Raw genomic sequence first — 22,941 nt, forward strand, 5'->3', positions numbered from 1 at the left:
CTTAAAAGTTAACAGTAAAAACGTTAAAAATAAAAAAAATGATAATTTGATCTGCTTGCGCAGGTGATATCCAGTACTATATATAGCCGGTCCGGCCAACAAAAAGGCCCGGTTTACAATGAACCCGGGCCTTTTGCTACGAATAACTTATCCTGATTAAAGGTGCAGTTTATCTTTTTTCGCTGTCAGTTCGTCCACTGTTTCTGGTACATTTCGTCAGGAACGCAGCAATCTACGGGGCAAACCGCCGCGCACTGGGGCTCCTCATGGAAACCCTGACACTCCGTACATTTATTAGGAACGATATAATAAGTATCAACGCTGATAGGTGCATTGCGCTGGTCGGCATCCATGGTTGAGCCGTCCATCATTGTAAATGTGCCTTTTACAGTAGTACCGTCTGCCAGGGCCCATTCTACTCCACCCTCGTAGATGGCATTATTTGGACACTCTGGTTCGCAGGCGCCACAATTAATGCACTCATCGGTTATCTTAATTGCCATGTTATAAACTTTTTGTTTAGGTAGTAAGCCATTAATTTTGCAAAACAAAAATAGAACATCTAGATTTTAAAAGTTCAATTTATTTCTACCCTTTCATGGATATATCGCAAAAAGTAGCGGCGCTGGTACGTTTGGGACAGTACATAAATCCTGCCGATAAAGCAGGAAAGGAAGAGCTGGAAGCTGTAAAACAGCGGGCTTCGGAGCATAATGGCTGGTTTACACCGGAATTTATAGACGTAGCCCCGGACAATATTGCCAAGTACTACCTCGATGGAACGGCTTTGCAGGCCTGGCTGGACAAATATCCTGGGGCGGGATCTCCGGGGCAGGTAAAGTCGGTGGGCATCGTGTCTGCAGGTAACATTCCGTTGGTAGGCTTCCACGACTGGCTCTGCGGTTTCCTCAGCGGGCACCGTGTGCGCATGAAACTTTCCAGTAAAGACGATGTGCTGATGAAGCACCTGCTCGCCAAACTGGCGGAATGGTATCCCGAAACGGCGGAAATTACCTCGCTGGAAGATATGCTGAAGAACTGCGACGCTTATATCGCGACCGGCAGCAACAACTCCGCCCGCTATTTCCAGTACTATTTCGCCAAATACCCGAACATCATCCGGAAAAACCGCACTTCGGTCGCCGTACTTACCGGCACCGAAACCGCCGAAGAACTGGAAGCACTGTCCACCGACGCCCTCCTTTATTTTGGCCTGGGCTGCCGGAACGTGACGAAGATATTTGTGCCGGAAAACTATGACTTTGAGCCGTTACTGAACGCGTTTAAGAAGTACAGCCACCTCATCGACCATAACAAATACAAGAACAACTACGATTACAACCTGGCGCTCCTGCTGTTGAACAACAGCTATTACATGACGAATGGCAGCCTCCTGCTCCACGAAAACCCATCGCTGTTCTCCCCCTGAGCGTGCTGCACTACTCGTTTTATAATGATGTTTTAGCCCTGCACGCCGAACTGCGGGCCAGCGACGAAGTACAATGCCTCATCGGCCGCGGCGGCATCGCGTTCGGCGAGGCACAGCAACCTTCGCTCAGCGATTATGCCGACAGGGTTGACACGATGGCATTCCTGACAAGCCTCTAACTAACAAAATTGCATATCCCTTGTTATTATGACAGGCGCTGTTAAAATTTAGCAGCGCCTGTCACGTTTTTGTTACCATCACCTTAACGATTGATATAAAATAGTGTTAAAGTGATTCACTCCCTGCTTCTTCGAATAAACCCGACCATTAAATTTGTATCAAAGGCATACAAATTGATTTACACCACGAGAGCAGAAACGAAAATTCAATAACATTTTTAAACCCTTAGGAATATGAAATTTCGACAAATTGCGGCAACCGTTTTATTAAGTGCTGCTACCGCTTTTGCCAGCGTATTTGTTTATAACAAGTATGTACAGGACAAGCCCGGTATATTCCAGAACGGATCAGATAACATCCCCGTAAACTATGCTAAATACACCAGCAACATGCCCGGAGTAGCGGACGCCAACCTGGCGCCGACTGACTTTCAGGCCGCTGCAAAAATAGCTACGCCCGGCGTGGTGCATATTAAAACAAAAATCAACCCGCGTAAGGTAAGCAACAACCACGGAGCGACGCAGAAGCCCGTTGCAGGACCTGTTCGGCGGCGACGATGACTTCTGGGACGAATTCCAGGGCAACCGCGGCGGTGGCCGTCAGTACTACATTCCGGGCCAGATGGCTTCCGGTTCTGGGGTGCTGATCTCCGACGACGGTTACATCGTAACCAATAACCACGTGGTGGATGGCGCCGACGAAGTGAGCGTCACCCTCGCCAATAACAAAACTTACCAGGCCAAGATCGTGGGCATCGATCCCAACACCGACCTGGCCGTGATTAAAATCGACGCGAAAAACCTGCCTTACCTCCTGTACGGCAACTCCGACGAAGTAAGTGTAGGTCAATGGGTACTGGCTATCGGTTATCCGCTGAACCTGGATGCGACCGTAACCGCCGGTATCGTGAGCGCCAAATCGCGCAGCATCGGTATCAATACCGCGAACAACCGTCGCGCGATCGAGTCCTTTATCCAGACCGACGCCGCGGTGAACCAGGGTAACAGTGGTGGCGCGCTCGTAAATACCGCCGGTCAGCTAGTGGGTATTAACGCCGCCATCGCCTCTCCTACCGGCGCGTACGCAGGTTACTCCTACGCCATCCCGGTAAACCTGGTGAAAAAGATCGTAAACGACCTGCTGCAATATGGTAACGTACAGCGTGCATACCTCGGCATCAACTATATCGATCCGTCGAACATGACCGAGAGGGACCGTCAGGACCTGGGGCTGGACCGCGACTTTAATGGTGTAGCCGTAAGCAACGTCACTAGTTCCAGCGCCGCCCAACAGGCAGGCCTGCAGCGTGGCGACATCATCACCGGTATCAATGGCGTAACTACCCCTACTATTTCTGAAATGACAGAACAGGTAGCCCGTTATAAACCAGGCGACAAAATTACCGTGAGCTATCTCCGGAATGACAAAGCATACACCGTAACTACTACCCTGAAAAACGCGAACGGTACCACCGATATCGTAAAAGCAGGGGTACTGGATTACCTGGGCGCCGACCTGGAGCCGCTGAGTGAAAGAGAAATAGCCTCCTATGGTGTAGACGGCGGTGTAAGAGTGATCGGTATTACCACCGGCGCACTGAAAAAACAAACAGACATGAAGAAATCCTTCGTGATCCTGAAAGCCGGCGATATCAAAGTGAAAAATGTGGATGATCTTAAAAAAGCACTGGAGAAAAACGGCAGCACGCAGCTGATCGGCTTCTACCCGAGCCTTGGTGGCCGCCTGGTGTACTACAATGTGGATCTTTCACAGGAATTATAATAAGCATTTTCATATAGGTTTAATAGGTTAGGAAAAGAGCCCCGGCGAACATGCCGGGGCTTTTTAATAAGCTGTTCCCTTCCTGTTCCCGTTAACTGATGGTCACGAAAAAGCCCCGGCCATAGCCGGGGCTCCCTTATAATAAGTTAGCTCATTTACAGATTGATCACCCCTTTCAGTTGGGTGAAGAACTCGTCCTTTTTCCTGGCCGAGATCGGGATATTTTTCTGGTCGCTCATGATCACGGCGGTACCCAATCCCTTGATAATTTTCACGATGTGGTGAATGTTGATCAGGAAGGATTTGTGCACGCGGTAGAAGCCTTTGTCGGACAGCATTTCCTCGTACTCTTTCAGCGATTTGGAAATCAGGTGCGAGGCGTTGTTAATCAGCTGTATTTTGGTATAACTGTCAAACGCTTCGCAGTAGATGATGTCCTTCAGATCGATTACGTTATACCCGTCGTTCACGGGGATCACGATTTTAGAGAAGGCATTATCGTTGTTTTTAACGTAGTCCTTGAGGATGGAAGCCAGTTCGTTCAGGCGGCCTTTTTGCTCTTCTTTACTTTCTCGAGCGCATCTTCCACTTCGCTCACCTTAATCGGTTTCAGGAGATAGTCCAGTGCAGCGAATTTGATCGCCTGCAACGCGTATTCCTGGAAGGCGGTGATGAAAATGACTTCAAAATTCAGTACAGGGAACATCTCCAGCAGCTGGAACCCATTATGGGGAGGCATTTCAATATCAAGGAACAATACATCGATAGGATTTTCCTTGATCATTTCCGCGGCATCATGGATATTTTGCGCTTCACCGATGACCTTGACGTCTTTACAATAGTTCTCAGGATGTTCCGGAGGATATGTATATTCCGTACTTCGTCATCGACGATGGCTGCTTTGATAATACTCATAATATCTTTACAATGGGAATCCGGACCACTACCAGGGTACCTTCCCCGGAGCCAGACCCCGATTTAAATTTATCAATAATTTCTAGTTTTCCAATGCCTCCATTAAAAGATTTGATGATCTGTAATCTTTCTTTGATAACACTGATAGCAGTTGATTCGTGTTTAACCAACTTGTTGCTTTTTAGAGCGTTAGACTGTTCCCATCCGATGCCGTCATCGTCCACTGCGCAGTATAAGAGATCGTTTTCCAATTTCATGGTCACCAGCAATCTGCCGCTGCCGTTTTTAGGCGCCAGACCGTGCTTAATGGCATTTTCCAATATGGGTTGTAACAACATCGGCGGAATGTAAACGGTATACTCCTTCAACACCTCTTCTATTTCAAACTGGTATACGAATGAACTGGCGAACCTCATCTTTTCCAATTCCGGTACCTGGTCAAAAAGGCGATTTCTTCTTCCAGCGGGATGAACGACTTTCGCGAATTGTTCAACATCTGGCGCATCAGGGTAGCAAAATCCGAAAGGAAATTCAGAGCCTGCTTTTCTTCTCTCTCGAGGATAAGATGCTGAACGGAATTCAACGAGTTAAAGATAAAGTGCGGATTCATCTGGTTGGTGAGCGCCTTAGCTTCTAGCTCGGCAATCCGCCTGTTGTACTCGGTTTTTCGTTTCTCTGCAGCTTTTATCCGCCTCACAATAAAACGCAATATAAATAAAATTCCCAATACTCCCAGCAGCACAAGTATGCCCCTGGCCCACCATTCCTGGTACCAGCGAGGCAGTATATTCATGTCCAGGGTGACCGCCGGCCCCCAGTCGCTTCGGTATTTCCGGGCACGGATCAGTAACTCGTAATGGCCCGGCTGCAAATCCGGGAAAGGGATGATGTTCGACTTCGTCGTTACCCAGCTCACCGTATCGCCCGACAGGTTATACTGATATTCTACCAGGTCCGGCAGGTCGTAGGCTATCGCGCCAAACTCCACCTCGAACGCGCCCTTACTTTCGTAAATGTGGGTGAAGGACCGCATCGGCAGGTAAGCACTGTCGCCATACCGGATCGCGTTCATGTAAATCGTAGGCGGAATGGTATCCATCGGGATATTGTCCGCGTTAAAATAGCATAAGCCATTGGAAGTGGCGATCAGCAGCGTGTCGCCATCCGCATGAATGTCGCGGATGTCGTCGGACATAAGTCCGTCGGTAGAGGTAATATTGCGCAACAGCGATAACGATTTGGTATCGATCACCGATACCCCGCGGTTCGTGGCGACATACAGCCGGCCGCGTCCATCGTAATACAATTGCTGGCAAATATCGCTCGCCAGGTTTTCGCCCGAGGTAAACTGCTTTACCACCTTGTTCCGCCGCACCAGGTAAATCCCCCTGGTCGCTGGTGCCCACCCACAGGTCGCCGTCGATCCACTCGAGGTCTTTAATGCTTTGCTTCAGGCGGATGTCCGCATCGTTGGCCAGCCGCGGTTCCGTTTTTTCGGTGCCATAGTACAGGCCGTTGTTGGTGCCGATGTAAAACGAGGTATCGTCCGGACAACTCACCGCCATTGCTAATCCATCGACCGGAATAGTTTTGGGCTCCCCCTCTCCCAGCGTCACCAGGTTGCGGTCTGCCGCCACGAGGATTTTGCCGGAAGCGGTTACCTTAATATCCTTGATCATGCGGATCGCCTGCAGCAACCGAACGCGCAAACTTTTCCTATCCAGCAGGAAAATATTATTATCGGTACCAACGAGTATATCTTTTTTATAAGGAGAAATATATAATACGCTGTTACGGCCGCCTGTCGAATCAAGGTTAAACTGCCTTATCCGGCCAAGCGTATCGATCCGGCTCAACATGCCCCCGTTTTGTCCTACATACAAACTTCCGTCCTGCTTATCCTTCCGCACACTGAACACCGAATGAGACATCAGTCCGTTCGTATTATCCAGGTAGCTGAAATAAAAGTTTTTGTACGGAATATGATACACACCATCACCATAAGTGGTGATCCAGATGTTGCCATCGCGGTCATTTAAAATGGAGGTGATGAAGTGGTTGTTCAGGAGGCGGCTCGCCTTTTTGTTGCCTTTGAAAAAATCCTTGATGAAATAGAGCGCGCGCGGTGTACCGATCCAGAGGTTGTCGCGGTCCAGGCAAATGCTGCTGATTTCGTCGTTAATACCAAAATCACGCCCCATAAAAACGGTACGGCATCTTTCCGGGTGTACGAAAAAGCAATGTTTTTATAAATGAGCACGGACTTCTGGCGGATCCTTTCAATAAAACCGATCTCCTGCAGTCCGTAAGGCATGGTCGTATATACCGTTTGCGTTTTGTCCTTCAGCTCGTCCAGGGAAGACAGGCGGAAGAAGGGTTGCAGGGGGCGGTAAATACTGTCGTTCCTTAAAAAGAAATACTTATCCGTGTTAAAGTTTTTCCATTTGTCGGACACCGTCGCGCGGCCATTGTAAAAGATGACCCGGCGGATGGCGTTCAGGAAATACAACCCCTGTGCGCGGTCTTCGAACAGGTTATCCAGTTCATAAAGCTCGTCGGCAGGCAGGCGCAGCGAAGCATCATTTTCGGCGTTATGCACAAAGTGATTGCCGAAAAATGAAAGCTTGCCATTATAATTGAAGAACCAGACCCGGTTGCGTGAGTCGGCGGCCAGTTTAATGACGTCGTTGTCGGTTAACCCGTCTTTTTAGTGTAGTTGCGAAAGCGTTTCCCATCGAACTTACTGACGCCTGTGGGCGTAGCAAACCAAATGAAGCCGTCCCTGTCCTGGACGGCCGCATACACGGTTGCATTTGCCAGTCCATCCTTTACATTGTAATTACGGATAAACAGGCCCTGTCCATACGACGACAGTGCCAGCAGCAGGAACACAGGCAACCACCTCGCGATATACTTTTTAGATGGCATCAGCTAAATTTAATTCTTTCTCCTGATATTAAGTTAGCTACTTATATCTTTTTAGTTATTCTACAACGAGGTGCATCGGTTAAAGCAAAAATCCTGGCTACTAGTAGGCCCGTGCGAACAGCACTCTTTCTTTTGAAGGTTTGCCAGTCAGAATGCATTTGCCTTCTTCCTGTGGGTTATTCAAAGGAATGCAACGGATGGTTGCTTTCGTACGTTCTTTGATAGCTTCTTCCGTTTCGGCGGTACCATCCCAGTGTGCTGAGATGAAACCCGCTTTTTCGTCCAGCAGTTTCTCGAATTCTTCAAACGTGTCTGCCTTGGTGATGTTGGCGTCGCGGAAAGTTTTGGCCTTATCGAACATGCCCTGCTGAATTTCTTCGAGCATGGTTACGATGATGCCGGCCAGGCCGTCCAATGACAGGCTCTGTTTCTCTTTCGTATCGCGGCGAGCCACTTCGGCCACGTTGTTTTCCAGGTCGCGTGCGCCCAGGGCCACGCGAACGGGAACACCTTTCATTTCATATTCGGCAAACTTCCATCCCGGGCGGGCATTGTCGTTATCATCGTATTTCACGCGGATGCCGGCCCTTTTCAGTTCGGCTACGATGATGCTGATGCGCTCGTCGAGACTTGCTTTCTGGTCTGCTCCTTTATATATAGGAACAATTACTACCTGTATGGGAGCGATTTTCGGCGGCAGAATGAGGCCTTCGTCGTCGCTGTGCGCCATTACCGGGGCCCCGATCAGGCGGGTAGACACGCCCCAGGAAGTTGCCCAAACATAATCCTGCTTATTTTCCTTGTTGGAGAATTTAACGTCGAATGCTTTAGCAAAATTCTGGCCAAGAAAATGCGAGGTACCTGCCTGCAAGGCCTTTCCATCCTGCATCAGCGCTTCTATACAGTAAGTATCAACGGCCCCGGCAAAACGCTCGGCGGGAGATTTCACGCCTTTGATGACGGGGACAGCCATGTAATTTTCCACGAAGTCGGCATAAACGTCCAGCATCTGCACCGTTTCCGCTACTGCTTCTTCGGCCGTGGCGTGGGCGGTATGACCTTCCTGCCAGAGGAACTCGGCGGTACGGAGAAACAGGCGCGTACGCATTTCCCAGCGTACTACATTCGCCCACTGGTTAATGAGGATCGGCAGGTCGCGGTAAGATTGGATCCAGCCTTTGTAGGTATTCCAGATGATCGCTTCGCTGGTGGGACGAACTACCAGTTCTTCCTCCAGTTTGGCGTCGGGGTCTACCATGAGGGCGCCCTTTTTATCCGGGTTGGTTTTTAAACGATAGTGAGTTACCACGGCGCACTCTTTAGCGAAGCCCTCTGCGTTCTGCTCTTCCGCTTCAAAGAGGCTTTTCGGCACAAATAAGGGGAAATAAGCGTTCTGGTGGCCGGTTTCTTTGAACATACGGTCCAGTACGTCTCTCATGTTCTCCCATAATGCAAAGCCATAGGGCTTGATAACCATACAACCCCTCACGGCGGAATAATCGGCCAGCTGACCTTTGAGTACCAGGTCGTTATACCATTGTGAATAGTCTTGCGAGCGGGCTGTGATCTCTTTACTCATATCGTTTTTTCTTTTAACCTTTAATCATGTTTGTAGATATCATAAACCAATGACTGGCAGGCACTTCTGTTTACCTCCGTCCATTCATCACCATATTTAACACTTCATTGGCTGCCAAAGTTACCACTGGTGTTATTGGCTTACTTTTTGTTTCATTATAATATGAAACAGCCTGCAAACATAGCACGAAATCGGCAAATGCTCAACAGGGATTGCGAAGATAATAAAAGAGGACTGGGCGTTAGCATGTTTGGGCGACAAAATTGCATGTTTCAACGATAATTTTCGGTTAAAAATGACTAAATTTGATATAATTAAAATACACTCAAGATGATGAAACCTATGATATATAGTGCGGCGGTTGCAATGCTCGTTTTGAGCAGCTGCTCCTCTGCCTATAAAACAGCACAGACGCCGGATGACGTGTATTATTCTCCATCCAGACCGGTTTACGCCGCCAATAACCAAAGGCAGGCGTCTAAATCGAATGTTGACCAGGATTCTGAAAGGTATGTAACCTATGATGATAATGGCCGCAGTACGGATACGTATGTAACGTACGAGGATTCGGATGAGGAAAAATATGATTACGCCCGCCGTATGGACCGTTTCAACAGACCTTATTCCGGCAGCTACTGGGATAATTATTACTATGATGATTTTTACTACGGTAGCCCGAGGATGTACGGTATGTACGGTTCTTCCATGATGTATAGCCCATATGCCTGGGGCAGACCATGGGGTTCTTCCTTCGGTATGTCGTTGGGTTGGGGCATGGGTGGCTTTTACGGTGGTTACTCCCCGTATAGCGCCTGGGGCTGGGGTTCTCCCTACAGCAGCTTCTACTATGGCTCTCCGTACAGCTACTGGGGTGGCGGTTACGGTGGCTGGGGTAACTACTATGGCGGCGGCTGGGGCTATCCCGGTTACTACCATGGTGGCGGCGCAGGCTACAAACCCCGCCCGGCTAATTCATGGGGCCCGCGCGGTTCCAGCTCTTCCGTTATTTACGGCAGCAGCAATGGCGGTCGTATCACCCCGGCAATAACACCGGCAATGCCGCTCCTGTAAGGACGTTTGACCGCAACCGCGGCACTGGCAACGGTGGTTATACGCCTTCTAACGGTAACGCAGGCGTTCCCCGCAGAACGTTCGACAGGTCGTCTTCTGAGCGTCCGGTAACGCAGCCGTCAAGGCCTACCAACTCTCAGCCAGTACGCAGCTTCGACCGTACCAGCAACAGCCAGGGCAGCAGCCAGCCGAGCTATACTCCTCCGCAGCAATCGGCGCCTACAAGGTCTTACAGCCCTCCTCCCAGCAATAATTCAGGCTCCTCATCGGGCAGCAGTGCTCCGGTAAGGTCTGGACGCAGAGGCTAAACAATATTAAAATACCCCGGGCCGTTACAAACCCGGGGTATTTTATAACTGCCCCTCCCTTTTTTAATATTTTACTGTTTATAAGATGAATAAAAGAATCACAGGTCTTTTAGTAGCCCTTTGTGTCTCCGGCCAATTGATGGCGCAGGACGAAGCAGATGCGTTACGTTACAGCCGTACCCAACCCGGTGGTACCGCCCGCGCCCAGGCGATCGGCGGTGCTATGGGTTCCCTTGGCGGCGACTATTCCGCGGCCCACGTTAACCCGGCAGGTTTAGGTTTTTACCGTACCAGCGAATTCGTTATTACGCCCGGTTTCTATTTTCGCAACAATGATTACACTTATCGCGGCATTTCGGCGAGCGACAGCAAATCCGGCATGGCCCTGCCCAACCTCGGTATCGTGCTCGGTATGCCCACCAACCAGCAATCGAACTGGAAGAACGCTACCCTGTCTATCGGCTTTAACCGCACCGCCAACTACAACAACCGTACGTTTGTAGATGGCGACAACTACGATCACTCCATGTCTGAAAAATACGGAGGACCTGATCAACAATAACGTAAAAACCCTCAGCGCTGCCGGCAGTAACTTTCCGCTGGGCGCCAGTCTTGCAATCAATACTTTCCTCATAGATACTACCGCAGGCGCGGGTGGTGAAATCACCGGTTTCCGCAGCAACGTATTCCCGAGCTTTGGTTTGCGCCAGATGGACGAGATCAGCGAAAAAGGCGGTACCGATGAATTCACCCTCGGTTTTGCCGGTAACTATGGCGACAAATTATACATCGGCGCCAGCCTGAACGTGCCCAGCATCCACTACGAACGTAACCGCACGTATACGGAGGGCGATATCTCCAACGGATCCGCCAACAACGATGTGGGCTTCTCCTACTGGACGCTGACCGACCGTCTGAAAACAGATGCGGTAGGCTTCAACGCCAAACTGGGTTTGATATACAGCCCCAATGGCGCGCTCCGCCTGGGTGCATCCTTCCATACGCCCACCTGGTATAACATGAAGGACGCGTCTACCGCCGAGATCTTCGTCGACTCTGAAACTTTTGACCCGGACGGTACCGGTACGCAGCGTTTCCAGAACACGACCGACCTTACCGACGGTTACCCGGTAGAATACGAATATAACCTCCGCACTCCCCTGGAAAGGGCTGGTGAGCGCCTCTTACATCATCGGCGCCAACTCTTCCGACGTGAAACAGCAACACGGTTTCATCACCGTAGATGCGGAATACATCGACTACGCCGCCATGAAATACAAGTTTAACAAAGGCACGTCGGCCGACCGCGACTACGCGAACTCGCTGAACAACTCTTTGAAGAACATGTACAAGGGCGCGCTGAACGTGCGTGTGGGTGGTGAACTGAAATTCAACGTGATTGCAGCCCGTGCAGGTTTTGCCTACTACGGCAGCCCATATGAAAGCTCCGACAGCGACGGCTCCCGCATGAACCTGAGTGGTGGTTTAGGTTACCGCAACAGGGGTTTCTTTGTAGACCTCACGTATGTACACACACTGGCGAAAGACACCTACTACCCTTTCCGCTTATCGGATGATGGTGGCGTGCCTGTTACCGCAGCAAAAGGCGATTTGAACGGCGGAAGCATCCTTGCTTCCATCGGTTTCAAATTCTAAAATAGATAGAGAAGAATGAAATAAGCGCGGAAGGCCGGTCACTGACCGGTCTTTTGCTTTTTAACCCAGTCGAGGATCGCATCGCTGTCGCGCGGATCGAACCAGGTGATGTCCGGGTCTTTGCGGAACCAGGTGAGCTGCCGTTTGGCGTACTGGCGGGTATGTATCTTAATGAGCTCTGTGGCGGCAGGTAAGGTTACCTCTCCATCGAGGTATTGAAATATTTCGGTGTAGCCCACGGTTTGCAGGGCATTGTGTTTGCGGTAAGGCAGCACACTTTTCACTTCTTCCACCAGCCCGGCGTTCATCATCATATCTACACGGCGGTTGATGTTGTCGTGCAATTGTTCTTTAGGTAAAGTAACACCAATCTTGATGATATTGAAGTCGCGGGGCTGCCTGGTAGCGGTGCGGAAAGTTGTAATGGACTGACCGGTAGCTTCCAGTACCTCCGGGCGCGCATCAGCCGCACCGGGTTCTGTGTTTCGGCGATGGCATAAAACGCGGGATCGCGCTGTTGCAGCGTATGCTGCAGCCATGCGAGGCCGTTTTCTTCATATCCCTTTCTTACCGCTTCGCGAATAGCAGGCGGAATAGCGGGCATATCGTCCATGCCTTCACAAAAGGCGCGTACATACAACCCGGTACCACCGCACATGATAGCCGTATCTGTCTTGCTGAAAATATCAGCGGCATATTGCAGGGTCAGTTTTTCGAACATGGCTGCATTGACCTCTTCTGCGATGGAGTGGGAATCGATGAAATAATGCGGCACGGCGGAAAGCTCTTCTGGAGAGGGTTTCGCCGTGCCGATTGATATTTCGCGATAACATTGCCGGGAGTCGGCGGAAATCACCGCGGTATTAAAATGTTGCGCCAGTTTAATCGCGAGGGCCGTTTTACCGGCAGCCGTAGGGCCTGTGATAACGATAACGGTCTTAGACATCAGCTAGAAATAATTCTCCTCGCTGCCTGCCTCTTCGCTGCCGCCTTCGTCTTCACTTTCGGTGCCTTCTTCGCCTTCTTCCCCGAATCCGTCTTCGGAGCCGGTGCCTTCGCGGTTCAGGTCATATTTTTCTTCCATTTCCACCAGCTTGTCGCCGATGAGTCCCTTGGTGCCGTACTGGCTGGGGGCTAAGCCCTCTTTACGCACGCAGGCAGGGTATTGGATTTTTGAACTTTCCTCTTTGGATACGCCGATCAGCTCCACCATAAACGTCCAGTTTTTGGCGAAATCATATACATAAATGAATTTCTGATTCGGGTCTTTTACTGCTGCAGCGATTTTGGTTTCGTGCATCAGGAACGGTTCGGCTTTGCGGGGCTGATCATCTTTCTCCAGGATGATTTCACGGCCACGCAGCCAGTTGTCGTTACTGCGGTAGAAGGTAGCCTTGTGTTTGGTGTCAAACTCATATGCCTTTAAAATAGCCTCATGAAATGCTAAAAAAGACTGATCGGGCTTGATCGCGATGTCTCTGTACACACTTTCGTCTTCCTCCCAGTAAACTCTGAATTTCAAAACCGGCATATATAACAGTTAAGGTTTGCAAAAATATGGCTGATGGTGCCAGTGACCAGCTTATTGATTTCTAAATATATATTCGTTATAACCTTGAAAATAGCGGACTGCCGTCAAATCACCAAAATTAACACATTATTTCACAGGTGTCAAGTTCAGTTCTTTTGCCTTTTCCAGCATGTACTGATATGCTGCCTCATAGCTATTCTCAATCACCCCGTCCAATATGGCCTCCCTGATAGCGGTTTTGAGGTCGCCCACCTGCCTGCATGGCTGTAAGGCGAAGGTTTCCATGATCATTTCGCCGGTAATGGGCGGCTGCCAGTTGCGGATGCGGTCTTTTTCCTCCACATCCTTCAACCGTTCTCTTACCAGTTCGAAATTTTCTAGGTAACGCTTCACTTTCGCCTTGTTTTTAGACGTGATGTCTGCTTCGCACAACATCATGAGCGCTTCGATATCATCGCCGGCGTCGAACAACAGGCGGCGTATAGCCGAATCGGTTATATTCTCTTTCGTCAGCGATATCGGACGGAGATGTAATTCTACCAACTTCCGTACCAGCTTCATCTTTTCGTTTAATGGCAGTTTGAGGCGCGTAAAAATGCGCGGCACCATTTTACCACCCACGGCATCGTGTCCGTGGAACGTCCACCCATGGCCATCCTCGAAGCGTTTGGTCGCAGGTTTGCCAATGTCGTGTAACAGGGCAGCCCAGCGCAGCCACAGATCGTTGGTGTGGCGGCTGATATTATCGATTACCTGTAAAGTGTGGTAAAAATTATCCTTGTGTCCCTTGCCGTCCATGGTTTCCACGCCTACCAGGTCTACCATCTGCGGAAAAATAATTTTCAGCAGGCCGGATTTATAGAGCAGGTCGAGTCCCACCGAAGGTTTGGGCGACAGCATGATTTTATTCAGTTCATCGGAGATCCTTTCCTGCGAAACAATTTTGATACGGTCCGCGTTTTTCCGGATCGCATCGAACGTTTCCGGGAGAATCGTAAAGTGCAGCTGCGAAGCGAAGCGGATACCGCGCATCATGCGCAGGGGATCGTCGCTGAACGTGCGCTCCGGCTCCAGCGGCGTGCGGATCAATTTGTTGGCCAGGTCTTCCTGTCCGCCGAAAGGGTCGATCAACTTACCATAATCGGCTTCATTTAGGCTGATAGCCAATGCATTGATGGTAAAATCGCGCCTGTCCTGGTCATCTTCAAGGGTACCTACTTCCACTTCCGGTTTGCGGGAATTAGCGCGGTAACTTTCGCGGCGGGCGCCTACAAATTCTACCTCCACATCCTGCCAGCGGATCTGTGCCGTACCGAAGTTTTTGAAAAAAGCCACTGAAATGCCGGGATCGAGCAACGCCGCAGTGCGGTGCGCCAGCGCGATGCCATCTCCAACACAAACAATATCAATATCTTTTGTCTTTCGTTCTAAAATCTTATCCCTTACGAAGCCACCGATCAGGTAACACGGCACGCCGAGCGACTTCGCCGCCCGGGCGATGTGCTCAAACAGCTGTCCTTCCTGGGCTGTAAAGGGAATATCCATATGCCTGAAATTCATATCCAAGGCGCAAATGTAAATGAATTAAGTCAAGAAAAGGAATCACTTAAGGCCTTATTACCTCCATTTCGCCGGAGGGTAACAGCCTTACAATGCGCGATGCCCGGGCCGCTGCGCTTTCGTCGCGACGGTATTCCACCGCATAATCCACGCCATTTACAATAGCGGGCTGCACGTCCGAAAATTAGCCGGCGAAGGCGCGCCGCTGATGTTCGCTGAGGTGGAAACCAGTGGCTTACGCAGGCGTTTTACCAGGTGGCGGCAAAAATCCTCCTTTATAATACGGATGGCCACGCTGCCATCTTCATTGATAACGTTGGGTGCGAGTCCCAGCGCACCCTGGTAGATGACCGTGGTGGGCCGGTCGAACCCCTCGATGATATCGGCGATATCGGGCGGGGTGTGGGCCACGTACTTGAGCAGATCGCGCACATCGGCCAGGAGAATGACCGGGCTCTTTTTTCGTCGCGTTGCTTGAGCCGGAACACTTTGGCCACGGCTGCCTCGTCGGTAGCGTCGCAGCCAATGCCCCAGATGGTATCGGTTGGATACAGGATGGTGCCGCCGGTACGGAGGACGGCCAGACTATTTACGATGTCCTGTTCGAATTGCATGTTGATAAATTTCCATTACTACTGCCGCCGTGCGTTCGGCGGTAAAATTCTGTGCATGATCGAGCCCTTTCAGCCGCATGCTGCTCACCAGTTGGCTATCCCCCACCACCCGTTCCATGGCGTGCGCAATACTATCGGGCCGCAGCGGATCGATGTACAGCGCAGCATCCCCACCGGTTTCGTGGAAGCAGGAACCCTGCGACGTGATCACCGGCGTTTTGCTCCAGAGCGCTTCGAGGATGGGAATACCAAATCCTTCGAAAACAGAAGGATAGATCAGTGCCGCAGCCCCCTGGTAAAGAGCGGGCAGGTCGTTATAGGCGAAGCGGGCGATATCGTTCAGGAAGAAGACCCGATTTTCGAGTTGATGACTTTTGATGCACTCCTGCACTTTCTTTTTATAACCGGAGCCATCGCCCAGCACCACCAGCGGCAGCGTTTTATCGCCCAGCAACGACATGGCTTTTACGATGCCCATCAGGTTTTTCCGTTCGATGATAGAGCCTACGTACAGGAAGTATTCCCGCGGCAGCCCGTATTTCTCCAGCATTGCACGGATATCTGCCCCTGGCACAGGCATACCGAACACGGGATCGCAGGCCTGGTAAGCCACTGCGATCTTTTCTGCCGGCGTATTATAAAAGTGTACAAGATCGTCTTTCGTCTGCTGACTGATCGCAATTACCACATCAGCCTTTTCCGCCGCGTATTTCGCCTTTTTACGGTAAGTATATACGTCGATCGGGTTATATTGCTCCGGGTAGCGCTCGAAAATGAGGTCGTGCATGGTGACCAGGCTGGTTACGCCGGTTTCATGTATCCCGAAAGGGATTTCGTGGCTGAGCCCGTGATAAATATCGAGAGCTGCGAGTTGTTTGGTCACAAAACGGCTGCGCCAGGCGGAACGAAACATTTTATGCAGGGCCTTTTCCGGCTGCACTACCTGCATATTGGCCGTTGGCGTAAACAGTCCCGTCACTTTAGGCGCATAAAGAAAATACTGATGCTCCGGGTAGCCCGCAGCCAGCGAATGGATGAGGGTGCGGCTGTAATTGCCGAGCCCCGTTCTGTTCTGGTAAGCCCTTTTGGCGTCGAAACCGATGTTCAAGCGTTGGATTCTTTAATGAAACTTCAAAAATAAGTTTCTTCTTTTATTTTTGCAGAAAATTAGCAAACTGATGGAATTACAACAACAGATATTAGCAGCCTGGAATGACAGGGCGCTTTTGCAGCAAACCCAGTATTCCGATGCCGTAAGGAGTGTGATCGAGAGCGTGGATAAGGGCAAACTGAGAGTAGCCGAGCCTACCGAAAACGGCTGGCAGGTGAACGAGTGGGTAAAACAGGCCATTCTCATGTACTTCAGCATTCAGCCGATGGAAACTATGAGCCTGCCTCCTTTCGAGTTCCATGATAAAATGAAACTGAAAACAGATTACGCCGCGTTAGGTGTTCGTGTAGTACCTCACGCAGTTGCCCGTTACGGCGCATTCATTGCTAAAGGCGCTATCCTGATGCCTTCTTACGTAAACATCGGCGCTTATGTAGACGAAGGTACCATGGTGGACACCGGGCTACAGTAGGTTCCTGTGCACAGATCGGTAAAAACGTGCACCTGAGCGGTGGCGTAGGTATCGGTGGTGTTCTGGAGCCCCTGCAGGCGAGCCCGGTGATCATCGAAGACGGCGTGTTCGTTGGATCCCGTTGCATCGTGGTTGAGGGTGTTCACGTAGAGAAAGAAGCGGTATTGGGTGCGAACGTGGTACTGACGAAGTCTACGAAGATCATCGATGTTACGGGTGCTGAGCCTGTAGAATATAAGGGTCGTGTACCGGCGCGTTCGGTGGTGATTCTGGTTCTTATACCAAGAAGTTCCCTGCGGGAGAATATCAGGTTCCTTGTGCGCTGATTATTGGTCAGCGGAAGGCTTCTACAGATTTGAAGACGAGTTTGAATGATACGCTGCGGGAATTTAATGTAGCGGTATAATTTTGAGTTCGATATTTTCGGGCGGCTCCTTTTTGGGGGCCGCTTTTTTTTTATATAGTACGGGCCCGCAGATTAAGAGTCTGTGTCTCCATGTTTCAAAAAACTTTCCTCCTTCTGAAAAAAAAATTTGGAAGTTTTTAGAAGATGCTTACCTTTGCAATCCCTTAACACGGAAAGAGTTGCCCAGATGGCGAAATTGGTAGACGCACTGTGTTCAGGTCGCAGCGCCGGCAACGGTGTGCTGGTTCGAATCCAGTTCTGGGCACCAAAGAAGTGAAACCCGCTCGACGAGCGGGTTTTCTTATCTCAGCTTGTTTATTCTAATTTTGGCACCTATTCATTATCATGCAATTAGAGGTCGATTCCGCTTTTCTTATGAGCTTATCGATGTTGGGCAAAGATTTGTGTACAAAAGAATAAGAGGGTAAGGTGACGGTAAGCCCCCTTACCCTATATCTTGAGCCTTTTCTTTATTAACCGGATGAAGAGCTGAAGCCAGGGTTGCCCATACTAGCTCCCTCCCATTATGAAGAATGCGCAGAAATTCCATGGCAAGGACACTACTCCTGCTGCTATCGTGCGAACATGGTAAGCCTTCATACTGGTCAGCATGCGGGCAAACGATGTGGGCAAAATCGCTGACCAGCAAACGCATTGTATCCACTTTCAACGGGTTGATTTCTTATTTCGAAGGATCGTACACAGCTACCGCCACACGACTATCTGCACAGCCATAATACAAAAACCATTTCTGGCGATGATAAACGAGGCCTTCTACAAACACAGTTCCTGCCGGATACTGACCACTTTTCTCAAAAGGCGCGGTGGGTATAAAGAAAGGTTTGTCCAGGCGGCTGATCACTTTTTCAGGATCGTTCAGATCGAATAATACCTGGCCTGCAGCATAGGTGTTGGCGGTATAGTTGGTATCGCTGTTGGGACCACGCTTGTTTTTACCGTTGTATAATACAAGGATACCCTTATCTGTAATAATAGCGGGCGGGCCGCACTCGGTAAGATCGCTGTCGAAGTAGCCATTGCGCGGGATTACGACGGTTTTTAAGCGGCCATCTTCAGTTACCGAAGGCTGCCAGTTCTTCAGATCGTCGGAGGTGGCAATGTTCATGAAGCGTTCGCCCCAGTACATCATGTATTTACCGTTTACCTTCGTGATCACCTGTTTGCCATTTACCAGCTTTGTAACGATCGAGGCCGATTTGCTGGCCAGGTTGGCGAATTTACCATCGTAGGCTTTATAGAAAGCCGGGCCGTGTTTCTCCCATTTCTTCAGGTCTTTAGAGGTAGCCACTGCCAGCCTGGGTGTTTTCCTGTTCCACTGGGTATACATCATTACATAAGTCCCATCTTCCGTTACAGCGATCCGTGGATCTTCACAGCCGCCGGGCCATTCGAATTCTTTCTGGTTATCTTCTGCGGGATACAGTACCGGTGTGGACTGGCGCTTCATGCGGATGCCGTCTTTACTTTCTGCAATACCCAGCCGGGATGTCCGCTTGCCTATCCCCTGCCCGGAATTATCTTCTGAACGGTACAACACATATATCTTTCCATTTTTAACGGCGGCCGCAGGATTAAATACATCGCTTTCTTCCCATGCCAGCGGCTTTTTACTCATAGGGTCATGGAAAATACTGCGGGGATTGGGCGAAATAACCGGGTTCACATTGGCGGGCCGGATGAACGGTCCCATCGCCCAGCCTGGTAACGAATCTGGGCAACGGCAATGCCGGCCATTAATACAAGGGCTGTTAGTAAGCCCATCTTCATTTTGATCATTGGCTTTATTATTTTCATGACGTGTGCTGAGGAAGCTTTAATATACATACAAAATACGGCGTTTAATAATTCAGGACACCATTCATCTTCAATAATATTCAACATGTTAGATCCTTACTGCGTTTATTCATCGGCGTTTGCTTTGCGACGATGGCTGCCAGTTGCTCCAAAGACGGCGGCGGCGGCAATACGCCACCAGACAACAATGGCCCGTACACTACCAGATTGCCGGTACAGGCCGATGTTAAGGTAGTTGACAGCCTCGTAAAAGTATTAATGGACAGTTACAATGTGCCTGGCCTCTCCATCGCCATCACCAGGGGCGAAAAACTCGTATATGCAAAAGCGTATGGCCTGTCCGACAAAGAACAGAATAAAAAGGCGGATACCAGCGACATATACCGCATCGCCAGTTTATCGAAACAACTGACATCCGTGGCAGTTATGCAACTACTCGACCAGAAAAAAGATATCCCTGGACGCTACGGTATTTGGCACTAACGGCTTGTTGGGCACTACCTACGGCGCCACGCCGTATGGCCCCAATATCACTTCCATCACCGTTCGCCAGCTACTGATGCATACATCAGGCGGATGGGGTAACTCCAAAAACGACCCGATGTTCTCTAACCCATCGTTAACAATGGACGCGCTGATATCCTCGACGCTGAACAGCAGGCCACTGGAATATACGCCTGGCGCCCATTACGACTACTCCAACTTTGGCTACTGTCTTTTAGGAAGGATCATCGAAAAAATAACCGGGCAAACTTATGAAGAGGCGGTGAAAACGTTGGTACTGGTACCTATGGGCATTACCAGTATGAAGATTGGCGGCAATACGCTGGCCGACAGGCTGCCGAAGGAAGTGAGATATTACGGGCAGTCTGGCGAAGACCCTTACATCCATAACATCCGCAGGATGGATGCGCATGGCGGCTGGGTAGCCAGCGCCAAAGACCTTGCAAGATTCCTGGTGTATGTAGACGGCTTCCCCGTACGGCCAGATATCCTCTCCAGTCAGGCTCTGACCACGATGATCACCCCTTCTGCCGCTAATAACGGTTATGCCTGCGGATGGGCCGTAACAACAGTTGAACATCTAATTTCATTGATCGAAAGCGACGCTGAAGTCGACATTATAAAGTCATTTTTCCAATGGAAATCTTTATATCCAAAAGCTGCGGATGAGGTTATTCATATAGTTCATTTACAGGGACGAGTTTCGTCCGGTCCGCAAAAGTAACAAGTCATGAAAATGAGTTGTCACTTTTCGTTTTAACCAACTGCCAATTTTAGTTAGGCCATCCGGACGCATGTAAATATCAAACAAACGTGCTATTGCTCTCCTCCTAAAAGAACCCAATCTTTAGTATACCATTACGAATGGAACCCGCAATTGCCCCCATTAACAGCCTTTCATCATTAACCTCTTTGTTTATGAAACATCATTTGACCCGACTTCAATTTCAACCCGCGAGTTGTGTTCCCTTATCACCCGATTAGCCGGCGATAAAATACGTTAACACAATCTTCCAGCTGAAAAGCTCCCCTTATATTTACATTGAACAGTGAAATAGACACAGCAACACCCAGAGATCGAAACGGTTTGTTTGCCGACTAGTTATACCCACCCTGACCCAATACCTCTAAGTATGGCGTTAAAAAACACTATTTCCCGTCTGGAATATCTGGACAATCTTATCTGTAAAAGATCTACCGGAACCCCTAAGCAGCTTGCGAGGAAATTGAACGTTTCTGAGCGGAGCATCCGGGACCACATTAGCTTATTGAAGGAGTTAGGCGCGCCTGTCAGATATTGCAGGCAGCGGAACAGCTATTACTATCACAGTATCGGCCGTTTTCATTTCAAATTCAAGACGGACCCGGATTAGGGATTTTATTTTTCCAAAGCAATACGGGAAGGAGCACCCATACGGCGATGCAAGCGCCAATCAGGCCGCCTGTAACGCCCGCAGCAAAGGAAAACCAGAATGCTTCCTTTCGCCCATCCAGCAGGAAAGGCAAAAAGCCACAGGCTGTGGATGCCCCTGTCAACAGAATGGTGCGGGTCCGGGACGTGATCGCTTTGATGAGCAGGAGATTGTGTCGTTGCATACTGCGTCCACGCAGCAGGGTTTGCAGGTCGTAGATAATAAAGATCGCCGAGTTGGCGGCAAATGCACCCACCAAAATAAAAGCGGCGTATCCTCCCTGGTCGAACGGGAGCCTGCCCCAGGCAAATATGGCGAAGATACCGATGAATGCCGCCGGGATGATGGGGATGATGAGCAATGCTTTGCGCACGCTTTCAAATAAAATGGCGCAAATAGCAAAAATACAAACTACGAGGAGCGGCATGAGGAAGTACTTCGAGTCGTCATCCCAGAAAAAATCCGCCCATGCTGTTTCTTCCTGCGCAATAGTATAGCCCACTGGCATTTCGAGCTTCATCTCCTCCATCACATTTTTGAGAAATCTATTCCCGAATTCTTTTGAGCCCCGGTACTCGAAGCCCACTTTCCGGACGAAACGGCGATCTTCTTTATGGATGGACGCGGCAGCGGGCCGGCGCATCAATGTTCCCATATCCGCCAGCCTACCTGCGGCAGCCGTATCGAGCGGCATCTGGTCATACAAAAGATCATATTCGCTAAATTCCATTCCTCCAGCTTCCCTTATCATCACAGGATAGTATTTGCCACCTGAAAGGGCCTGCAGTTGATGCTGGCTCAGCGGGCCGCGCTGGTGAACAAGTTCTACCAGTCGTTGCTTGTTGGTATGCCAGATCGCTGCCTGGTAATCATCCATGTCCAACACTATTTCCTCCGCCGACCGTTCTCCGTCGACTATATTTTCGCCCGTATTTGTTTTTTCCACTCTTTTATTGCGCAGCAGCTTATCAACGAGCCGGTCTGCATATTGTTCCAGTTCACGGTAGTTATAACCTTTCATGACCACCAGGTAGTTAGGAACATCGGCCGCCGAAGCATTGTTATAACCTTGCCCAACGCCGGTAATACTCCATTCCACACCGCCCCAGTCCAATGTTTTAGCCATTAGTGCGGCTTTTAGCCTTGCTGGAAAACTGCCGTTCTCTATTTGCCTGTTGAAAGATATCTCCATCATGGCAAATTCTCCGCTGTATATGTTTGTTAGAAACCGTTCTACGCCGGTCACCTGTTGCATGTAATTTTCGAGCGATTGCATGATTACGTCTATCTGCTCCAACGTGCTCCCTTGCGGCAACACCGCATGCACGTTCAGCCGGGTGCGCGCTTCACTTTGTAAACCACCATTGGCCTTAACGGAACGAATAAACGACCGCGCCATTCCTCCCAGGTACCGGTCTAACTCCGGCCGTACTTTCCGGATGAAATACGGACTGCCTAACGTCTCATTGTAAATGCGCGTAAAAGCGCTTTTACCATCGATATGATCGGGCAGACTGCCCAACGGGATACCCCAAACAAGTATGATACACACCAGGAATGATTTCCGGTACTGGCCAACAGGGCGATGCCCGCCATATACAGCGCCGCCGTTTTCAGCCGGAGCCGATGCCACGGTCTTCTGCCTGTCTTGCTTTGCGGAATGATTGG

General features: G+C 50.0%; 30 protein-coding genes, 1 tRNA gene and 2 pseudogenes. 14 read left to right on the forward strand and 19 right to left on the reverse strand.

From position 1 onward, the window contains the following. Positions 1–185: 185 nt before the first annotated feature. Complete coding sequence (locus MKQ70_RS14610) at positions 186–503, reverse strand: 4Fe-4S dicluster domain-containing protein (protein ID WP_248072211.1); 318 nt, start codon at positions 501–503, stop codon at positions 186–188. A 95-nt stretch (positions 504–598) separates the two neighbouring features. On the opposite strand from MKQ70_RS14610, the gene MKQ70_RS14615 reads away from it, so the two are divergent. From MKQ70_RS14615 to MKQ70_RS14630, 4 genes are all read left to right on the forward strand, one after another. Then, positions 599–1,429, forward strand: coding sequence for an acyl-CoA reductase (locus MKQ70_RS14615; RefSeq protein WP_248072212.1), 831 nt, complete (start codon positions 599–601; stop codon positions 1,427–1,429). A gap of 2 nt (positions 1,430–1,431) precedes the next feature. Beyond that, a complete protein-coding gene (locus MKQ70_RS14620; RefSeq protein ID WP_248072213.1) occupies positions 1,432–1,608 on the forward strand; it encodes a hypothetical protein in 177 nt (58 codons plus the stop codon). A gap of 234 nt (positions 1,609–1,842) precedes the next feature. Next, entirely contained in the window at positions 1,843–2,169 is a 327-nt protein-coding gene (locus tag MKQ70_RS14625) for a hypothetical protein (RefSeq protein WP_248072214.1), read from the forward strand. Beyond that, the gene (locus MKQ70_RS14630; protein ID WP_248072215.1) at positions 2,141–3,391 is read left to right on the forward strand and encodes a S1C family serine protease; all 1,251 of its coding nucleotides are present in this window, start codon (positions 2,141–2,143) and stop codon (positions 3,389–3,391) included. The genes MKQ70_RS14625 and MKQ70_RS14630 overlap by 29 nt, the downstream gene beginning before the upstream one ends. A 155-nt stretch (positions 3,392–3,546) precedes the next feature. Here the strand turns inward: MKQ70_RS14630 and MKQ70_RS14635 are convergent, their stop codons facing one another. The 8 genes from MKQ70_RS14635 to proS all read right to left on the reverse strand — a co-directional run bounded on the left by MKQ70_RS14635 (position 3,547) and on the right by proS (position 8,813). After that, positions 3,547–3,870 carry a LytR/AlgR family response regulator transcription factor gene (locus MKQ70_RS14635; protein WP_248072216.1) on the reverse strand — a complete coding sequence of 108 codons (324 nt, stop codon included), beginning with the start codon at positions 3,868–3,870 and terminating at the stop codon, positions 3,547–3,549. Positions 3,871–3,932: 62 nt separating this feature from the next. After that, positions 3,933–4,211: a LytR/AlgR family response regulator transcription factor gene (locus MKQ70_RS14640; protein ID WP_308199469.1), complete on the reverse strand. Its 279-nt coding sequence runs from the start codon at positions 4,209–4,211 to the stop codon at positions 3,933–3,935. A 91-nt stretch (positions 4,212–4,302) separates the two neighbouring features. Then, positions 4,303–4,722 carry a LytS family sensor histidine kinase gene (locus tag MKQ70_RS14645; protein ID WP_248072218.1) on the reverse strand — a complete coding sequence of 140 codons (420 nt, stop codon included), beginning with the start codon at positions 4,720–4,722 and terminating at the stop codon, positions 4,303–4,305. Next, a complete protein-coding gene (locus tag MKQ70_RS14650) occupies positions 4,719–5,501 on the reverse strand; it encodes a histidine kinase (protein ID WP_248072219.1) in 783 nt (260 codons plus the stop codon). Before MKQ70_RS14650 ends, MKQ70_RS14645 begins: the two co-directional genes overlap by 4 nt. Next, positions 5,422–6,477, reverse strand: a complete 1,056-nt coding sequence (locus tag MKQ70_RS14655; protein ID WP_248081380.1) for a two-component regulator propeller domain-containing protein — start codon at positions 6,475–6,477, stop codon at positions 5,422–5,424. Before MKQ70_RS14655 ends, MKQ70_RS14650 begins: the two co-directional genes overlap by 80 nt. Next, positions 6,369–6,905, reverse strand: coding sequence for a hypothetical protein (locus tag MKQ70_RS41250; protein ID WP_248072220.1), 537 nt, complete (start codon positions 6,903–6,905; stop codon positions 6,369–6,371). Before MKQ70_RS41250 ends, MKQ70_RS14655 begins: the two co-directional genes overlap by 109 nt. Positions 6,906–7,000: 95 nt before the next feature. Further along, positions 7,001–7,234 carry a two-component regulator propeller domain-containing protein gene (locus tag MKQ70_RS14665; RefSeq protein ID WP_248072221.1) on the reverse strand — a complete coding sequence of 78 codons (234 nt, stop codon included), beginning with the start codon at positions 7,232–7,234 and terminating at the stop codon, positions 7,001–7,003. A 100-nt stretch (positions 7,235–7,334) separates the two neighbouring features. Beyond that, positions 7,335–8,813: a proline--tRNA ligase gene (gene proS / locus MKQ70_RS14670; RefSeq protein WP_248072222.1), complete on the reverse strand. Its 1,479-nt coding sequence runs from the start codon at positions 8,811–8,813 to the stop codon at positions 7,335–7,337. Positions 8,814–9,143: 330 nt separating this feature from the next. Between proS and MKQ70_RS14675 the strand changes: the two genes are divergently transcribed. From MKQ70_RS14675 to MKQ70_RS14690, 4 genes are all read left to right on the forward strand, one after another. Beyond that, a complete protein-coding gene (locus MKQ70_RS14675) occupies positions 9,144–9,884 on the forward strand; it encodes a hypothetical protein (protein ID WP_248072223.1) in 741 nt (246 codons plus the stop codon). 393 nt (positions 9,885–10,277) lie between these two features. Beyond that, positions 10,278–10,754: a porin family protein gene (locus tag MKQ70_RS14680; RefSeq protein ID WP_248072224.1), complete on the forward strand. Its 477-nt coding sequence runs from the start codon at positions 10,278–10,280 to the stop codon at positions 10,752–10,754. Continuing rightward, a complete protein-coding gene (locus MKQ70_RS14685) occupies positions 10,696–11,478 on the forward strand; it encodes an outer membrane protein transport protein (RefSeq protein ID WP_248072225.1) in 783 nt (260 codons plus the stop codon). Before MKQ70_RS14680 ends, MKQ70_RS14685 begins: the two co-directional genes overlap by 59 nt. After that, the gene (locus MKQ70_RS14690; protein ID WP_248072226.1) at positions 11,405–11,848 is read left to right on the forward strand and encodes a hypothetical protein; all 444 of its coding nucleotides are present in this window, start codon (positions 11,405–11,407) and stop codon (positions 11,846–11,848) included. The genes MKQ70_RS14685 and MKQ70_RS14690 overlap by 74 nt, the downstream gene beginning before the upstream one ends. A gap of 38 nt (positions 11,849–11,886) precedes the next feature. On the opposite strand, the pseudogene miaA reads toward MKQ70_RS14690, so the two are convergent. The 7 genes and pseudogenes from miaA to MKQ70_RS14725 all read right to left on the reverse strand — a co-directional run bounded on the left by miaA (position 11,887) and on the right by MKQ70_RS14725 (position 16,661). Then, positions 11,887–12,794 (reverse strand): annotated as a pseudogene (miaA, locus tag MKQ70_RS14700) (tRNA (adenosine(37)-N6)-dimethylallyltransferase MiaA). 3 nt (positions 12,795–12,797) lie between these two features. Further along, positions 12,798–13,379: an IS1096 element passenger TnpR family protein gene (locus MKQ70_RS14705; RefSeq protein WP_248072228.1), complete on the reverse strand. Its 582-nt coding sequence runs from the start codon at positions 13,377–13,379 to the stop codon at positions 12,798–12,800. Positions 13,380–13,505: 126 nt separating this feature from the next. Then, positions 13,506–14,924, reverse strand: coding sequence for a CCA tRNA nucleotidyltransferase (locus MKQ70_RS14710; RefSeq protein WP_248072229.1), 1,419 nt, complete (start codon positions 14,922–14,924; stop codon positions 13,506–13,508). A gap of 61 nt (positions 14,925–14,985) precedes the next feature. Next, complete coding sequence (locus tag MKQ70_RS38475) at positions 14,986–15,114, reverse strand: hypothetical protein (protein ID WP_282456513.1); 129 nt, start codon at positions 15,112–15,114, stop codon at positions 14,986–14,988. Further along, a complete protein-coding gene (locus MKQ70_RS14715) occupies positions 15,096–15,371 on the reverse strand; it encodes an L-threonylcarbamoyladenylate synthase (RefSeq protein ID WP_248072230.1) in 276 nt (91 codons plus the stop codon). The genes MKQ70_RS38475 and MKQ70_RS14715 overlap by 19 nt, the downstream gene beginning before the upstream one ends. Before the next feature lie 83 nt (positions 15,372–15,454). Then, positions 15,455–15,553, reverse strand: a pseudogene (locus MKQ70_RS14720) (L-threonylcarbamoyladenylate synthase); the annotation flags it as partial. Next, positions 15,525–16,661, reverse strand: coding sequence for a glycosyltransferase family 4 protein (locus tag MKQ70_RS14725; RefSeq protein WP_248072231.1), 1,137 nt, complete (start codon positions 16,659–16,661; stop codon positions 15,525–15,527). The pseudogene MKQ70_RS14720 and the gene MKQ70_RS14725, both read right to left, overlap by 29 nt. 70 nt (positions 16,662–16,731) lie before the next feature. On the opposite strand from MKQ70_RS14725, the gene MKQ70_RS42235 reads away from it, so the two are divergent. The 3 genes from MKQ70_RS42235 to MKQ70_RS14740 all read left to right on the forward strand — a co-directional run bounded on the left by MKQ70_RS42235 (position 16,732) and on the right by MKQ70_RS14740 (position 17,810). After that, a complete protein-coding gene (locus tag MKQ70_RS42235; protein WP_248072232.1) occupies positions 16,732–17,136 on the forward strand; it encodes a 2,3,4,5-tetrahydropyridine-2,6-dicarboxylate N-succinyltransferase in 405 nt (134 codons plus the stop codon). A gap of 26 nt (positions 17,137–17,162) precedes the next feature. Next, complete coding sequence (locus tag MKQ70_RS42240) at positions 17,163–17,462, forward strand: DapH/DapD/GlmU-related protein (RefSeq protein WP_248072233.1); 300 nt, start codon at positions 17,163–17,165, stop codon at positions 17,460–17,462. 261 nt (positions 17,463–17,723) lie between these two features. Then, positions 17,724–17,810 (forward strand) — tRNA-Leu (locus MKQ70_RS14740). Positions 17,811–18,224: 414 nt separating this feature from the next. Here MKQ70_RS14740 and MKQ70_RS14745 read toward each other — a convergent pair. Further along, a complete protein-coding gene (locus MKQ70_RS14745) occupies positions 18,225–19,253 on the reverse strand; it encodes a beta-1,2-mannosidase (RefSeq protein WP_248072234.1) in 1,029 nt (342 codons plus the stop codon). Next, positions 19,223–19,444 (reverse strand): hypothetical protein, encoded by a 222-nt coding sequence (locus MKQ70_RS14750; protein WP_248072235.1) that lies wholly within the window; start codon positions 19,442–19,444, stop codon positions 19,223–19,225. Before MKQ70_RS14750 ends, MKQ70_RS14745 begins: the two co-directional genes overlap by 31 nt. A 45-nt stretch (positions 19,445–19,489) precedes the next feature. Here MKQ70_RS14750 and MKQ70_RS38480 point away from each other — a divergent pair, with 45 nt between their 5' ends. The 3 genes from MKQ70_RS38480 to MKQ70_RS42245 all read left to right on the forward strand — a co-directional run bounded on the left by MKQ70_RS38480 (position 19,490) and on the right by MKQ70_RS42245 (position 21,234). Beyond that, positions 19,490–19,840 (forward strand): serine hydrolase domain-containing protein, encoded by a 351-nt coding sequence (locus MKQ70_RS38480; protein WP_282456514.1) that lies wholly within the window; start codon positions 19,490–19,492, stop codon positions 19,838–19,840. Positions 19,841–19,844: 4 nt separating this feature from the next. After that, entirely contained in the window at positions 19,845–20,585 is a 741-nt protein-coding gene (locus tag MKQ70_RS14755) for a serine hydrolase domain-containing protein (RefSeq protein ID WP_282456515.1), read from the forward strand. A 409-nt stretch (positions 20,586–20,994) separates the two neighbouring features. Continuing rightward, entirely contained in the window at positions 20,995–21,234 is a 240-nt protein-coding gene (locus MKQ70_RS42245) for an HTH domain-containing protein (RefSeq protein ID WP_372489979.1), read from the forward strand. Here the strand turns inward: MKQ70_RS42245 and MKQ70_RS14760 are convergent. Continuing rightward, positions 21,215–22,906: an efflux RND transporter permease subunit gene (locus MKQ70_RS14760; protein WP_248072236.1), complete on the reverse strand. Its 1,692-nt coding sequence runs from the start codon at positions 22,904–22,906 to the stop codon at positions 21,215–21,217. The genes MKQ70_RS42245 and MKQ70_RS14760 overlap by 20 nt on opposite strands. Positions 22,907–22,941 lie beyond the last annotated feature (35 nt).

It is taken from the genome of Chitinophaga sedimenti (assembly GCF_023156195.1).
Taxonomy (GTDB): Bacteria; Bacteroidota; Bacteroidia; order Chitinophagales; family Chitinophagaceae; genus Chitinophaga; species Chitinophaga sedimenti.